The organism is Ruegeria sp. YTSA219, from assembly GCF_059609985.1.
Genome location: NZ_JBXWMT010000014.1, coordinates 1 through 14,781, shown reverse-complemented (window position 1 = coordinate 14,781; position 14,781 = coordinate 1). Strand labels below are relative to the sequence as shown.

13 protein-coding genes are annotated in these 14,781 nt (G+C 55.9%); 8 read left to right on the top strand and 5 right to left on the bottom strand.

Translation table 11 applies throughout. From position 1 onward, the window contains the following. Positions 1-662: 662 nt before the first annotated feature. From AC2FFB_RS16470 to AC2FFB_RS16455, 4 genes are all read right to left on the bottom strand, one after another. Positions 663-1,094 (bottom strand): glyoxalase superfamily protein, encoded by a 432-nt coding sequence (locus AC2FFB_RS16470; RefSeq protein ID WP_271951480.1) that lies wholly within the window; start codon positions 1,092-1,094, stop codon positions 663-665. Continuing rightward, positions 1,091-2,482, bottom strand: coding sequence for an MATE family efflux transporter (locus tag AC2FFB_RS16465; protein ID WP_496875200.1), 1,392 nt, complete (start codon positions 2,480-2,482; stop codon positions 1,091-1,093). The genes AC2FFB_RS16470 and AC2FFB_RS16465 overlap by 4 nt, the downstream gene beginning before the upstream one ends. A 262-nt stretch (positions 2,483-2,744) precedes the next feature. Beyond that, the gene (locus AC2FFB_RS16460) at positions 2,745-3,983 is read right to left on the bottom strand and encodes an adenylate/guanylate cyclase domain-containing protein (RefSeq protein ID WP_496714044.1); all 1,239 of its coding nucleotides are present in this window, start codon (positions 3,981-3,983) and stop codon (positions 2,745-2,747) included. A 61-nt stretch (positions 3,984-4,044) separates the two neighbouring features. Continuing rightward, positions 4,045-4,497 carry a MarR family winged helix-turn-helix transcriptional regulator gene (locus AC2FFB_RS16455; protein ID WP_142639108.1) on the bottom strand — a complete coding sequence of 151 codons (453 nt, stop codon included), beginning with the start codon at positions 4,495-4,497 and terminating at the stop codon, positions 4,045-4,047. Between the two features lie 58 nt (positions 4,498-4,555). Between AC2FFB_RS16455 and hmgA the strand changes: the two genes are divergently transcribed. From hmgA to AC2FFB_RS16420, 7 genes are all read left to right on the top strand, one after another. Then, positions 4,556-5,911, top strand: coding sequence for a homogentisate 1,2-dioxygenase (gene hmgA / locus AC2FFB_RS16450; RefSeq protein WP_496714045.1), 1,356 nt, complete (start codon positions 4,556-4,558; stop codon positions 5,909-5,911). Between the two features lie 65 nt (positions 5,912-5,976). Further along, positions 5,977-7,233, top strand: a complete 1,257-nt coding sequence (gene fahA, locus AC2FFB_RS16445) for a fumarylacetoacetase (RefSeq protein WP_271951488.1) — start codon at positions 5,977-5,979, stop codon at positions 7,231-7,233. Between the two features lie 10 nt (positions 7,234-7,243). Beyond that, complete coding sequence (locus AC2FFB_RS16440) at positions 7,244-8,194, top strand: MBL fold metallo-hydrolase (protein WP_496875199.1); 951 nt, start codon at positions 7,244-7,246, stop codon at positions 8,192-8,194. 127 nt (positions 8,195-8,321) lie between these two features. Beyond that, positions 8,322-9,932, top strand: coding sequence for an FAD-dependent oxidoreductase (locus AC2FFB_RS16435; protein ID WP_496875198.1), 1,611 nt, complete (start codon positions 8,322-8,324; stop codon positions 9,930-9,932). A gap of 5 nt (positions 9,933-9,937) precedes the next feature. Then, positions 9,938-10,135: a DUF2783 domain-containing protein gene (locus tag AC2FFB_RS16430; protein ID WP_271951493.1), complete on the top strand. Its 198-nt coding sequence runs from the start codon at positions 9,938-9,940 to the stop codon at positions 10,133-10,135. A 19-nt stretch (positions 10,136-10,154) separates the two neighbouring features. Next, positions 10,155-10,793 (top strand): maleylacetoacetate isomerase, encoded by a 639-nt coding sequence (gene maiA, locus AC2FFB_RS16425; RefSeq protein WP_271951495.1) that lies wholly within the window; start codon positions 10,155-10,157, stop codon positions 10,791-10,793. 88 nt (positions 10,794-10,881) lie between these two features. Beyond that, on the top strand, positions 10,882-11,217 hold the full coding sequence (locus tag AC2FFB_RS16420) for a DOPA 4,5-dioxygenase family protein (protein WP_142639094.1): 336 nt from the start codon (positions 10,882-10,884) through the stop codon (positions 11,215-11,217). Here AC2FFB_RS16420 and AC2FFB_RS16415 read toward each other — a convergent pair. After that, entirely contained in the window at positions 11,214-12,842 is a 1,629-nt protein-coding gene (locus AC2FFB_RS16415) for an acyl-CoA synthetase (protein ID WP_496875197.1), read from the bottom strand. The genes AC2FFB_RS16420 and AC2FFB_RS16415 overlap by 4 nt on opposite strands. 243 nt (positions 12,843-13,085) lie before the next feature. Here AC2FFB_RS16415 and AC2FFB_RS16410 point away from each other — a divergent pair, with 243 nt between their 5' ends. After that, positions 13,086-14,477, top strand: a complete 1,392-nt coding sequence (locus AC2FFB_RS16410; RefSeq protein ID WP_496694529.1) for an aminotransferase family protein — start codon at positions 13,086-13,088, stop codon at positions 14,475-14,477. Positions 14,478-14,781 lie beyond the last annotated feature (304 nt).

Below are 14,781 nucleotides of genomic sequence, written 5' to 3'. Positions count from 1 at the left end.
TTTTCAGTTTCCTACCAGAGAAAATCGGAGTGCAGGTGCTGGGCAATTGCCGTCTTTGGTCCTCACGGAAAAACCTTCTTGGCCTTTTAACCTTGGTTTGGTCCATCAATCAGTACTCGAAGCCAACAACGTGGGTTCGTTTCAAACAGATCAAAAGGACTTCGATAATCTTGCAATTTACATAACTCAATCAGAGGCTTTCTCCACAGAAAGAAGTCTACTGTTTCTGTCAGATTGAAGGTTTGATCTTATCCAGCAACCGTTCAGTTTTACATCACCACCGAAGGCCTACTTCCCGCCAGAGATGTTTTTCACCGCGATCACAAAGCGTACAAAGCGGTCATTCGAGCGGAAAATACCAGGGGCATGTTTGTCCGCACAGCAGACATCGACCACCACTTCTGATCGTTTGAACCATACAAAAACTGTCAGATGAAGGCTTTGAGCCCAATCTGTACCTTCGGTATTTTTGCTGCGCGCGCTCGCGCACGAAAATCTCCGTAAGAGGTCAGGTTCCGCCGCCGCAAGACAGCGGCAAAATCTGCCATTCGCCGATTGCGCAGAATTTCTAATACGACATATTCACAGGTTACGGGACAAGACCGCCATCGGCTTCAATCGCGCCAACAGCCGCTGACAAATTTAAGAACCGGATTTCCCAGTCAGCATAAATTGATTTGAAGGTGCGCCTGCCCGTCGCTTGTCCGTTCAACAGAATGTCCTTTGGGACCAATTACACCACGAATGCGCGAGCGGAAATTTGAGAAGCCTTCGGATGTGACAACGTCTACGGCTTCATCCAAGTGCAGCTCTAACCGGAACCATCCTGGTTTCATGATCGAAATAGAGACCACATGCCCCGTGAACGGTTGCGATAGATACGTTCCGCTGACCTTGTCCCCGATGGCCCATCCATTGGGTGGTCCGTTTCCGATGGCTGCAAACATCGTGTTCCAATCGCGGAACCCGTGTTGGTGGGCGACCAACTCGAGGGACTTGGCATGGCCAATCGATGCCCCTTCTTCGGTCAATTTTGTGCGCAAACGCTTAGCTTGATCCTTGGCTTGCGTAGCTGACGGAAATTGCGTGTTCATGACGCCACTCCTTTTTTGGTGTGGAAAATACCCCATTTTAACTCTGGGTCTTGGGCGGAGAGCCACAACACTACAACAGTGAGACCCAACATCATCACTTCGGCCAGCGGGCCCGCATACCAGATGCCAACTTCGCCAAACCAGAGGGGCAACAGGAAAGTCAACGGGATCGCAAAGGCATAAGGTTTTGTCAGCCCTAGAAGGGCTGCCTTTCCTGCAGATCCAATCGCCTGAAAATAGGTCGCAATCATCATCAACGGGCCCAACAGGAAAAAGACACATGTCATTACCGGCAAAATGCGCGCAACCTCTGCAATGACCGACGTGTCGTCTACAAACGCGCTGGCGATCCGGCTAGGCATGCTAATCACAACGACCTGTACGATTGCGCAATAAACAAACGCGACCCAAAGTGCCATGCGCAGGCTTGCATCTGACCTTTGCCAAAGTTCAGCACCATAGTTGTTGCCCGTGATCGTCTGCATTGCAAACGACAAGCCCAGAAGAGGCAGGAAAGCAAAGGTGATGACTCGCGTGATGATCCCGTAAGCAGTAATTGCGTCGGCATAACCCGGACGACCAATCCATTGCAGGGCTGAGATAATCGCGGCCGACCCGAGAGCTAGTCCAATGAAATTGAGGCTTTGTGGTGCACCCAGTGCGAGGATCCGCCCCCATTTTCCGCATACGGAATGGGACAGCAAGGTCGCAGGACGCAGCGATGTTTCCCCAAACAATCGGAACGCAAAAATGATCGCAAACGCGAGCGCTTGTGCCGCCGCAGTTCCATAGGCTGACCCAGCGACGCCCATGTCCAGAACGGCGATTAGTACGTAGTTGAACCCGATGTTTGCAATCGAAACCAACAGACTCATCGCCGCCATGAAGCCCACGCGCCCTTCGTTGCGCAACGCATCAGAATTGACTGACAACACGAACAACAGTGGCGAGAAAAACACCGTAATCCGCAGGTAGACCACCCCCATCTGGGCCAAAGTCTCTGACCCACCAGCGGCCAGCAATGCAACTGGCTGGCCCAATAGAAGGAACAACACTATCAGGACTGCGCCCAATCCAATTGCCAGCCCGTGTGCGCCTGCAAACGTGGCACGCGCGGCGTTCATGTCACCCGCGCCAAGGGATCGCGCCAGAAGGCTCGACATGCCGTTCGCCACAAGCGTGGAAAGCGCCACAATCAGCATGTAGATCGGGAACATCAACGTGACCGCAGCCAGCGCATCAGGACCCACATAAATGCCCAGAAACAGCGCATCTGCAACAGACAGAAGCCCATTCATCCCCATCACGAAAATGATCGGAAATGCGGTCCTAAAGTAGATGGTGCCAAGCGGCCCATCGGTGAATGTATTAGTGGGGGTATCAGTCATGTCCCATATCTCTCTTGCCTGATCGCGCAATTTGAGATGGGACCCGCATTACCATCCGCGCGATATGCGGAAAGAGGTAGATAGAGAATTAAGTCGCAGAACTTAACCAAGACAAAAGTCAGCGGGAGGCAGGCGTCCACAGCCTGTACGTTGGCTAATCTGAAATTTTTCTGTCGTCAAGCGGTTAGACTGCATCCGATTTTGCGGAAGCTGACTTACGCCGCGTTGCAGAAAATCGCTAATATGGGCTCAAACCGGACGCTCAAACGCCTGATTGCGTTCCGGCAACACTATAAACCGTAAACAGCTCTTTCGGTTCGGCCACACCGCGCAGCATATAGCGCCCCACCGAGATCAGATCCTGATCGTAGGGCTGCGCCGCGCGGGCTACGTCATCCGAGATCAGTATCCGTTGCCCCAAGGACCGATGCATCCCAGCGATACGCGCGGCCTGATTCACCGCTGGGCCGATCACCGTGAAATCCAAACGTGTCTCAGAACCGATATTGCCATACAGAATTTCGCCCGCATGCAAGGCCAGTGTGAAGTTGGCCACCGGCAGTCCAGCGGATTCGCGCTGCGCATTCAGTTCGGCGATCCGGTCCTGCAACATGGGAACCGCCTGCAGGGCCGCCTGCACGTCCTCTTCAATCTCGCCGACATTGAACATAGCCATCAGTCCATCGCCCATGAATTTCAGAATATTGCCGCCATTATCGTGCACGACGCCAACGGCAACCGCCAGATAGTCGTTCAACATATCGATGATCTCGATTCCGGGCAGATTCTCGGAGAGGCTGGTAAAGCCTTCAAGGTCGAAATTCCATATCACGGCGTCGATCTGCTGTAGGGATCCGCGACGAATTTCACCCGACAAAACACGCCGTCCAGCATCCCGACCTAAGTAGACGCGCATCAGATCTTTGGATATCCGCGCGTTCGAGGCTGACTTTAGTGCCAGGCCCAAATGGGGCAGAGCCGTATTGATAAGGTCAAGATCCTGTTCCCGAAACCCATCCGGCGCGTTCGAGGCCCACGACAACAGGACTCCATCTACGGCTTTTTTTGAGGTCTGCGACCGCGGATCGAAATTCACACCTTTAGCGTAATACTCGGTCGCACCAGCTTCGCGTAATTCATTGATCAATGGATAGCGGCTGGGCTCGTTCTGATCGACCATGCGTTCATGGACGCCGTCAAGATCGTGATGTAAAATCGCATATAGAGGACTGCTCATCCAGTCTTCTCTGGTCTCTTCTGAATACTCGAATTTCTGATAGTCACCGCCGGTGTCTTGATACCAGCTGTATCCGGTGCCGCCATATACCGGGTGCAGCGCCGATTGCGCCGCGTGAAATCGCATCAGGGGCACACCAAGTTCAATCAGACGGGTACAATAGCCATCCAGCAATTCTTCTTTTTCGGCACCTTCAAGGCCCCGCGTCACCAGCCAGTTGATCAGATCATTTGATTTTGCCGCGTTTTGGTTCGGGGCTGTCATTTCACATTCCTGTGTCCGCTCTGGCTTCCATCTGGGAGCGAAGGGTTCGAATTACCAGAGGTCAATTCATATCAGCCAGCTTTCGCAACATTTTGCGCAACAAGGTAGCCTCGTTTTCTGTGAACATTGCGGCAAGCTGAGCATCATATTGCTGCGCAATACCACGCAATTCGCGATAAACCGACCGTCCGGCCGTGGTCAATGCAAGATGTTCAACGCGGCGATCCGTCTGGCTGACGGTTCTGACAAGAAATCGGCGCTGCTCAAGCCTGCTGACCGCGCGGCTTATCTTGGTTTTGTGAATCCGGGCGCGTTGACCGATTTCTTTCGCGCTCAATTCTCCGTAATTGCCCAGATGAAACAACACTCTCCATTCCGTGCGCAGCATCCCATAGCGGTCTTTGTATACACGCTGAAATTCCAGTGCGCTTTCTTCGGCTGCCCGGTTCAGCAGATAGGGCAGGAAATCCAGCAGATCAAACCCGTCTCTTTCGGTACTTTCTGTCTTTGTCATGCTTGTTAGTTACAAAATCAACTATTATCTCACAAGCAGAAAACAGCAGGAGCCAAGGATGAACCATCCGACAGACCCGCATAAAATGATCCAGGCCAGTACGCCCGCTGGCACCCATCCGGGCTATATGCCCGGCTTTGGCAATGATTTCGAAACCGAGGCCCTACCCGGTGCGCTGCCGCAGGGCATGAACAGCCCGCAACGCTGCAACTATGGGCTATACGGCGAACAACTGAGCGGCACTGCCTTTACCGCCAACCCACCCGAGCGCACCTGGTGCTATCGTATCCGCCCTTCGGTGAAGCATTCGCATCGCTACAATAAGATCGACCTGCCCTATTGGAAATCGGCACCTTGTGTTGACCCAGATGTGACCAGCCTGGGCCAGTATCGCTGGGACCCCGTCGCTCATACCCGAGATGGGCTGACATGGCTGACAGGCATGCGCACGATGACCACAGCAGGGGATGTGAATACGCAGGTCGGGATGGCCAGCCATATCTATCTGGTCACCGAATCGATGGTGGATGACTATTTCTTCTCGGCCGATTCCGAATTGCTGGTGGTGCCTCAAGAAGGCCGCCTGCGCTTTGCGACCGAGTTGGGGATCATCGACCTTGAGCCCAAGGAAATCGCCATTCTGCCGCGCGGGTTGGTTTATCGGGTTGAGGTTCTTGAGGGCCCTGCCCGCGGCTTTGTCTGCGAGAATTACGGGCAAAAATTCGAACTGCCCGGACGCGGCCCGATCGGCGCCAACTGTATGGCTAACCCACGAGATTTCAAGGCACCTATCGCGGCCTATGAAGACCGTGAGGTACCATCGAGCGTCACTGTCAAATGGTGCGGGCAGTTCCACACCACAAAGATTGGGCAAAGCCCGCTGGATGTAGTCGCCTGGCACGGCAATTATGCCCCGTACAAATACGACCTGCGCACATATTGCCCGGTGGGTGCGATCCTGTTTGACCACCCTGACCCGTCGATCTTCACCGTACTCACCGCGCCGTCTGGACAACCGGGCACGGCCAATATCGACTTTGTCCTGTTCCGAGAACGCTGGATGGTGGCCGAAGATACGTTCCGCCCCCCTTGGTATCACAAGAACATCATGTCTGAGTTGATGGGGAATATCTATGGCCAGTATGACGCCAAACCACAGGGCTTTGTTCCCGGCGGCATGAGTCTGCACAACATGATGTTGCCGCACGGACCTGACCAGGATGCCTTTGACAACGCGTCGAATTCGAACCTTGGACCGGATAAGTTGGATAATACGATGTCCTTCATGATCGAAACCCGGTTCCCGCAGCATCTGACATCATTTGCAGCGACCGAGGCCCCGCTGCAGGATGATTACATTGACTGCTGGACGTCGCTTGAGAAAAAGTTCGACGGTACACCGGGCAAGAAATAATTCCGATTGAGGTCGCAGATTTTTCGACGAAAAATCTTGGCCCCTGACAAAGGTTTGGAGACAAAATGCCATTGAAGAAATCCTGGGTGAGCTCGGCCAATTCTGCCGATCACCCTTTTCCTTTGAACAACCTGCCTTATGGCGTGTTTTCGACAGGCGGCGAAGACCCGCATTGTGGTGTTGCAATCGGCGAAATGATCCTTGATGTCACAGCTGCCGAGGCCGAGGGACTGGTCGTTCTGGACGACGAACCGCTGTTCGACCTGCCTTTCTGGAACCCGCTGATGGAGCAAGGCCCCGCCGTTTGGGCCGCCCTGCGCAACCGTCTGATGGATCTGCTGGCCGAAGGCAGCGCGGCACAAGATGACGTCGCGCCTTTGCTTGTGGCGCAGGTAGATGCCGAGCTGCACATGCCTTTTGCTGTCAGCGAATATACCGATTTCTACGCCGGTCGGCACCACGCCCAAAATGTCGGCACCATGTTCCGTGGACCAGAGAATGCATTGCCCCCTAACTGGCTGCATATTCCCATCGGGTATAATGGCCGGGCGTCTTCGGTCGTGGTGTCGGGAACAGATATCCGCCGCCCCTGGGGCCAGTTGAAATCCCCCGATCAGGACCTTCCGGCCTTCCTTCCCAGCCGTCGTTTCGACATCGAGCTTGAGATGGGCGCCATCGTGGGCACGCCCTCTGACGGACCAATTTCCGTACAAGAGGCAGACGACAATATCTTTGGCTATGTCCTTCTGAATGACTGGTCCGCCCGCGATATTCAGGCGTGGGAGTATCAGCCGCTTGGGCCGTTTCAGGCCAAGGCAACCGCAACGTCGATCAGCCCATGGATCGTGACCAAGGCGGCGCTGGAACCTTTCCGCTGTGACACGCCCGAGCGGGATTTTGAGTTGCTGGGTCACCTCAAAGAGACCGGCCCGATGCTGTATGACATTGATCTGTCGATCACGATGGCTCCGGACGGCAAGGCCGCAACCACAATCGCGCGAACAAACTATAGTCAGATGTACTATTCCGCCGCACAGCAGTTGGCCCATCACACGACGTCGGGCTGCCCGATGAACACAGGTGATCTGCTGGGGTCCGGCACGATCTCTGGTCCGACAAAGCCCGAGCGCGGTTCGTTGCTGGAGCTCAGCTGGGGCGGGAAAGAGCCGCTGACACTGGAAACCGGCGAAAGCCGCAGCTTTATCGAGGATGGCGACACGCTGACCCTGACAGGAGCGGCCAAGGGGAAAGGGTACACGATCGGATTTGGCGAATGTGCCGGAACCGTGCTGCCCGCTCTCGAAAACCCATACTCGCGATAAGGAACCACAAATGGCCAAGGCATTTGCGTCCCAGGGGGACATGTCGGAAAAGAAAATCTCGTTCACCGAGGTAGGAGACGGGCTTTATGCCTTTACCGCCGAAGGGGATCCGAATTCGGGCGTCATCATCGGTGATGACAGTGTCATGATTGTCGAGGCACAGGCGACGCCCTGTTTGGCCAACAAGGTAATCGAATGCGTGCGCTCGGTCACCGACAAGCCGATCACGCATGTGGCGCTGACCCATTATCACGCCGTCCGTGTTCTCGGTGCCAGCGCCTTTGGGGCGCAGCAGATCCTGATGTCAGACATGGCCCGCGCGATGGTGGTGGAACGGGGACAGGAAGATTGGGACAGTGAGTTCCAGCGTTTCCCGCGCCTGTTCGAAGGGCACGAAAGCATTCCCGGTCTGACCTGGCCAACGACCACGTTCAGCGACACCATGACGGTGTATCTGGGCAAACGTCGGATTGACCTGATGCATCTGGGCCGCGCACATACAGCAGGCGATATCGTGATCCATGTACCCGATCAGAATGTGATGTTTACCGGTGACATCGTCGAGTATCACTCGGCCTGCTACTGCGGCGATGGGCATTTCGGCGACTGGGGCGATACACTGGATGAGATCAAGTGGTTTGATGTCGACGCCATTGCGCCAGGCCGTGGCGATGCCCTGGTCGGCAAGGACATGGTCAATGCAGCCATCGAAAACACCCGCGATTTTGTCGACAGCACCTATCGTCCGGCAGCCAAGGTTGCGGCGCGCGGAGGAAGTCTGAAGGAAGCATGGGACGCGGTGCGCGCCGAATGCGACCCGAAATTCGCCGATTACGCGATCTATGAACACTGCCTGCCCTTCAACGTCGCCCGTGCCTATGACGAGGCGCGCGGGATCGACACCCCGCGCATCTGGACCGCCCAACGAGATCTCGAGATGTGGGAAGCCTTGCAGAGTTAAGGACATACGGTCGCATTTGATCCAGATCGTTTTTCGCAGGACGGATTGGTGAGACCCTGGGATCGGGACCACTGAGCCTGAACGGCTGGTGGAAAGGACCCTCAGCGCAGCGCAATGGGAGAGCCCCATGAACAAGATCTTCGAAATACCGCTTTACGCCTACGCGCGAAATCCCGATCAGGACGCCGTAGCCCCAATACGCCACAAGGTGATCGTCATCGGCGCCGGTCCAATCGGCTTGGCCACAGCTATTGATCTGGCACAACAGGGCGTTGAGGTTGTCGTTCTGGACGAAAATGACAAGGTCAGCTTTGGCAGCCGGGCCATCTGTTTTTCACAGCGCACGCTGGACATAGCCGACAGGCTTGGATGCGCAGAGCCCTTGGTCCGGAAAGGTGTTCTTTGGGATACCGGCAAGGTCTTTTTCGACACAAGACAGATCTATGAATTCAATTTGCAGCCAGAACAAGGCTATGCCAATCCGGCATTTATCAATCTGCAGCAATATCACCTAGAACAGATCCTTGTGGACCGCTTGCGCGCACTCCAAGCTGAAGGCGCGCCAATCGATATTCGCGGCCGCAATAGGGTCGAGGCGATCGGCACCCATGAGGACCATGTCACGCTTGAGGTAGAGACCCCCGAAGGCCCCTACAACATCGAAGCCGACTGGTTGATCGCCTGTGACGGCGCGCACTCTCCGGCCCGCAGGATGCTCGGGTTGGATTTCGACGGGCGCGTGTTCGAAGATAACTTCCTGATAGCTGATGTCGTGATGGAGGCTGACTTTCCTTCCGAACGCTGGTTCTGGTTTGATCCACCGTTCAACAGGGGGCAATCCGCCCTGCTGCACAAACAGCCCGACAATGTCTGGCGCATTGACCTGCAACTGGGGTGGGATATCGACAAGGAACGGGAAAAACGGCCCGAGAATGTGATCCCGCGCCTCAAGGAGATGCTGGGCGAAGATGTCGAATTCGATTTGGAATGGGTCTCGATCTATACCTTCCAGTGTCGCCGGATGGAGCGATTCCGGTATGGCCGGGTCTTGTTTGCCGGCGACAGCGCCCATCAGGTTAGCCCGTTTGGTGCGCGTGGGGCCAATTCGGGTGTACAGGATTCGGACAACCTGAGTTGGAAGCTGAAGCTGGTTATCGACGGAAAAGCGCCCGATTATTTGCTGGATAGCTACAGCCATGAACGGGTGCAGGCCGCTGATGAGAATATTGCCTATTCCAGTCGCTCGACCGACTTCATCACGCCGAAATCCCAGATGTCCCGCTTGTTGCGCGACGCCGTTCTGGACCTGGGCGAGCACTACGAATTCGCGCGCCCTCTGGTGAATTCCGGCCGTCTGAGCACACCTTGTACCTATGCGGGCTCGTCGTTGAATTCCGCAGATGCGCTGAACGGGCCAGATATCACCCGTCCCGGCGCAGCGTGCCCGGATGCCCCCCTCGGCGCCGCGTTCCTGCTGCCGAAACTCGCGGGCAAGTTTACCCTTTTGACGATTGACGCCGACGCACCAGACACTCTTGAGGAAGACGGGGTTCAGGCAACCCGCTTGGCGTTGTCGGTTAAGGACGATCCGACCCTGGCGCTCAAGCGCCGCTATCTGGGGGATGCCACCAGCGCGGTTTATCTGATCCGTCCCGATCAACACGTGGCCGCCCGCCGTGATACGTACGAAGAAAACGCATTCCGGCAGGCGATCCGCAGGGCCACCGGTAAGGAGTAAGCGAGATGACCCAACTGATCCTCACACCTAATCTGGACAATGCAGATGATTTCTATTTTGAACTGATCGCTGCCCATGACGGGCTGGATAAATCCGACAGCGACGCGCTGAATGCGCGGCTGGTACTGGTGCTAGCCAACCATATCGGAAATGCCGAGGTGTTGTCTGAAGCCCTGAAAGCCGCCAAGCTGAACGAGAATTGACGTAAACAGGAGGCCAGCGATGAGTGGCGTAGTTCTGTATGATTATTGGCGCTCGTCGGCCAGCTACCGGGTGCGGATCGCGTTAAACTTGGCTGGCATCACCTATCGTGCGGTGTCTGTCGATCTTGTCGCCGGAGATCACAAATCTGATGCGCATCTGAGGCGCAACCCTCAGGGGCTGGTTCCTGTGCTTGAGATTGACGGGCTGCGGCTGACGCAATCTTTGGCAATCATCGACTATCTGGACATGACGCGGGGTCTGGGGTTGCTTCCTGCGGAACCCGGTATTCGCGCACAAGCACTGGCGCTGGCACAAACCATCGCAATTGATCTTCACCCAGTCTGCAATTTGTCAGTCGCACGCCATGCAACCGCGCTCAGTGGGAATGCGGAAGGTATGCCTGGCAAATGGATGAACCATTTCATACGACCGGGTCTGCTTGCGTTCGAAGCCCAGTTGGGCGGTTTCCAACAGACCCCCTATTGCACTGGGCCGCAGCCAGGGCTGGCTGATCTGTGCCTGGTCCCACAGATGTACAATGCCCGCCGCTATCAGGTCGATCTGACCGACCTGCCCCGTATCCTGGGCGTAGAGGCCGCCTGCGCCAAACACCCAGCCTTTGCCGCAGCGTATCCCGATCAACACGCCCCCACCTGATCCTCTGCACAGGGTCTGTGTGCCGATGCGAATGGGAATTGCCTGACCCCTGCCTTACGTTCTTCAAAACAAAATGCAGGAGGCCCCAATGCCCGAAATCATCGGCTATCACGCCCATGTCTATTTCGATGCAGAAACGCAGGATACCGCCCGGCAGCTCTGTGAAGAAGCAGTGCGCCTGTTCCCAGTTGCAATGGGGCGGATGCACGCCCGCAATGTAGGCCCACATCCAAGGTGGAGCTGCCAGTTGGGCTTTGCAGCCGACGCATTTGATCAGGTCATTCCCTGGCTAACGCTGAATCGGCAAGGGTTGACGATATTCACCCATCCCGAAACCGGCGAGCATCTGGCAGACCACCGCGACCGCGCCATTTGGATGGGTGAGATGCTGGATCTGGATCTGTCGATCTTCGACCAGCTTTAACCCAACGCCTTCGCCTGATCTCTCAGCTTGAACTTCTGAATCTTGCCGGTCGAGGTCTTTGGCAAAGGACCGAAGACCACCGTCTTAGGCACCTTGAAATGGGCCATGTTGTCCCGGCAGAACCCGATGATCTCTGCCTCTGTCGATTGCCCATCTGGTTTGAGTTCAACAAAGGCGCATGGTGTTTCGCCCCATTTGTCATCGGGGCGGGCGACCACGGCGGCCTCCATCACGGCGGGGTGCTTGTACAAGATATCCTCAACCTCAACCGATGAGATATTCTCACCTCCCGAAATGATGATATCTTTGGACCGGTCCTTGAGTGCGACATATCCATCCGCATGCATCACCCCAAGATCGCCCGAGGCGAACCAGCCGCCCCGGAACGCCTTGTCCGTGGCATCGGAGTTTTTGAGATACCCTTTCATGACAACATTGCCCTGCATGAAAATCTCACCCAGCGTCTCGCCATCCGCAGGCACGGGTTCCAACGTATCCGGGTCGGCCACCATAAGGCCGGACAGGGCCGAATACCGCACACCCTGACGAACCTTCAAAGCGGCGCGTTCTTCGCCTTCTTTGCTGTTCCATTCATCCTTCCAGGCGCAGACCACGGACGGACCATAAGTCTCGGTCAGGCCATAGACATGGGTAACTTCGATCCCCATATCCTCCATCTTCTTAACCACAGCCGCCGGAGGTGGTGCGCCTGCGGTCATCACTTTGATCTCGTGATCGAAATCCTTAAGGTTATCAGGCGCGTTGGCCAACATGTTCAGAACAATCGGCGCACCGCAGAAATGCGTGACCTTCTCATCCCGGAAGGCGGCATAGATCGGCTCATCCCGAACCGCCCGCAGGCAAACCGAGACCCCTGCATTTGCCGCCATAGCCCAAGGGAAACACCAGCCGTTGCAGTGGAACATCGGCAAGGTCCACAGATAGACAGAATGCCGGGGCATGCCCCAGTCCAGCAGATCAGATTGGGCATTCAGGGCCGCACCGCGGTGATGATACACAACCCCTTTTGGATTGCCTGTGGTGCCCGAGGTATAATTCAGCGTGATCGCATTCCATTCATCCGCTGGCAGGGACCATGCGAACTCGGGATCGCCCTCGGCCAAGAGCGCATCGTAAGTCAGACTGCCCTGTTTCTCGCCACCATCAAAGCTGGGATCCTCGATATCGATGACGAGAATATCGTGATCAACCTGTTCAAGTGCGTCTTGCACAACCGCAGAAAATTCCGGATCGACCAGCAGCACCTTGGATTCCGCATGGTTCAGGATGAAGGCAATGATCGGCGCGTCCAGCCGGGTGTTAATCGCGTTCAGCACGGCGCCGGCCATGGGAATGCCAAAATGGGCCTCGTACAGTTCGGGGATGTTTGCTGCGATGATCGAAACTGTATCTCCTCGCCCTATTCCACGCCTATCCAGAGCGCTCGCCAGTCGACGACAACGGGTATAGGTTTCGGCCCAGGAATACCGGCGGACGCCATAAACAACTGACGGGTAATCAGGGTAGACCTGCGCCGTCCGTTCGATAAAGCTTAGCGGTGACAGCGGCGTATAATTCGCTTGGCATTGATCCAAGTGGCGTTCATATATGTTGGCCCCTGTCATCTGCGGATCCTCCCAAATCGCAAGTTGCGCGAATTGAACACAAACATAGTCCCATGACAAACCCGTAGAAATACGGGCTGAGGCGGCCAAATAACTGTGCTGTGCCCGACTGGCGATACCAACCTACCCGATCTGGCCCTATCTTGTACTGGCCATTCACGCTGATCTGAGCCATCGAATATACAAGCCGAGGCAACACCGCCTCTGCAAGATGTGCACACGCTAATTTTGAAAGGACATGTCATGGACGGCACGTTCAACGAAAACGATCTTTCCCGCGTCGTCGAAGCCGACCGCGCCCATATTTGGCACCACTTGATCCAGCATAAACCCTTTGAAACCAACGACCCGCGCATCATTGTCGAAGGTAAGGGCATGCGTGTCTGGGATCAAAAAGGCAAAGAGCATCTGGACGCTGTATCGGGCGGCGTATGGACTGTGAATGTCGGCTATGGCCGCGAATCGATCTGTAAGGCGGTTTACGACCAGCTGATGAAGCTGTGCTATTTCGCCAACTCGGCAGGCTCGATCCCAGGTGCTTTGTTCGCCGAAAAGCTGATCGAGAAAATGCCTGGCATGAGCCGCGTGTATTACACCAACTCGGGCAGCGAGGCGAATGAGAAGGCGTTCAAGATGGTTCGCCAAATCGCCCACAAGAAATACGGCGGCAAGAAGACCAAGATTTTGTACCGTGACCGCGACTATCACGGCTCGACCCTGGCAGCGATGTCGGCAGGTGGTCAGGACGAGCGCAACGCGCAGTACGGGCCTTTCGCCCCCGGTTTCATCCGCGTGCCGCATTGCATGGAATACCGCAAGCACGAGCTGGACGGCGCGCCCGAAGAGAATTTCGGCGAATGGGCCGCGGATCAGATCGAAGAGGTGATCCTGCGCGAAGGCCCCGATACGGTTGGCGCCCTGTGCCTTGAGCCCGTGACCGCCGGTGGCGGCGTGATCGAAGCGCCCGAAGGGTATTGGCAGCGCGTACAGGAAATCTGCAAGAAATACGATATCCTGCTGCATATCGACGAGGTCGTCTGCGGCGTGGGCCGCACCGGCACCTGGTTCGGTTACCAACAATATGGCGTAAAGCCAGATTTTGTGACCATGGCCAAGGGTGTCGCCTCGGGCTATGCCGCCATCGCCTGCATGGTAACTACTGAGGAAGTCTTTGACATGTTCAAAGAAGACGCCTCGGACCCGATGGGCTATTTCCGCGATATCTCGACATTTGGTGGCTGCACCGCCGGTCCAGCGGCCGCGATCGAGAACATGCGGATTATCGAGGATGAAAACCTGTTGGGCAACTGCTCGGCCATGGGCGACCGGATGACGGGCAACCTTCAGGCGCTGATGGAAAAGCACAAGGTCATCGGCGATGTACGCGGCAAAGGCTTGTTCCTGGGGGCTGAGCTGGTCGCAGACCGCGCGTCCCGTGAGCCAGTTGATGAGAAGCTTGCCCAGGCCGTTGTGGCCGACTGCATGGCGCAAGGCGTGATCATCGGCGTCACCAACCGCTCGGTCCCCGGTCGGAACAACACTCTGTGCTTCTCACCAGCGCTGATTGCCACCGCGGATGACATCGACCAAATCACCGATGCTGTCGATGGCGCACTGGGGCGTGTATTCGGCTGACACCGTTAGCAGTCTCTTAGGATGAGACTATGAAAACCGGCGCTGCTTGCGTCGGTTTTTTCTCAATACGGATGCCCGAACCCTCAATATGCGACCGGATGCTCCCGCTCAGTGCTGAATGTCGGTGGCCCGGGTTGTAGAATCCGTTGATGTATTCTTTGAGCGTAAGCGGTGCAACTGACCCCCGAATTAGCCCCTGATCCGCCTCTTGTTTCCATTGCATATTGTCTAGGGTCAGGACCCATTGATTTCCGTTTTGCGGCGTGATTCACGGTTCAAAAACGAGCGGTGAACATGTCTGATC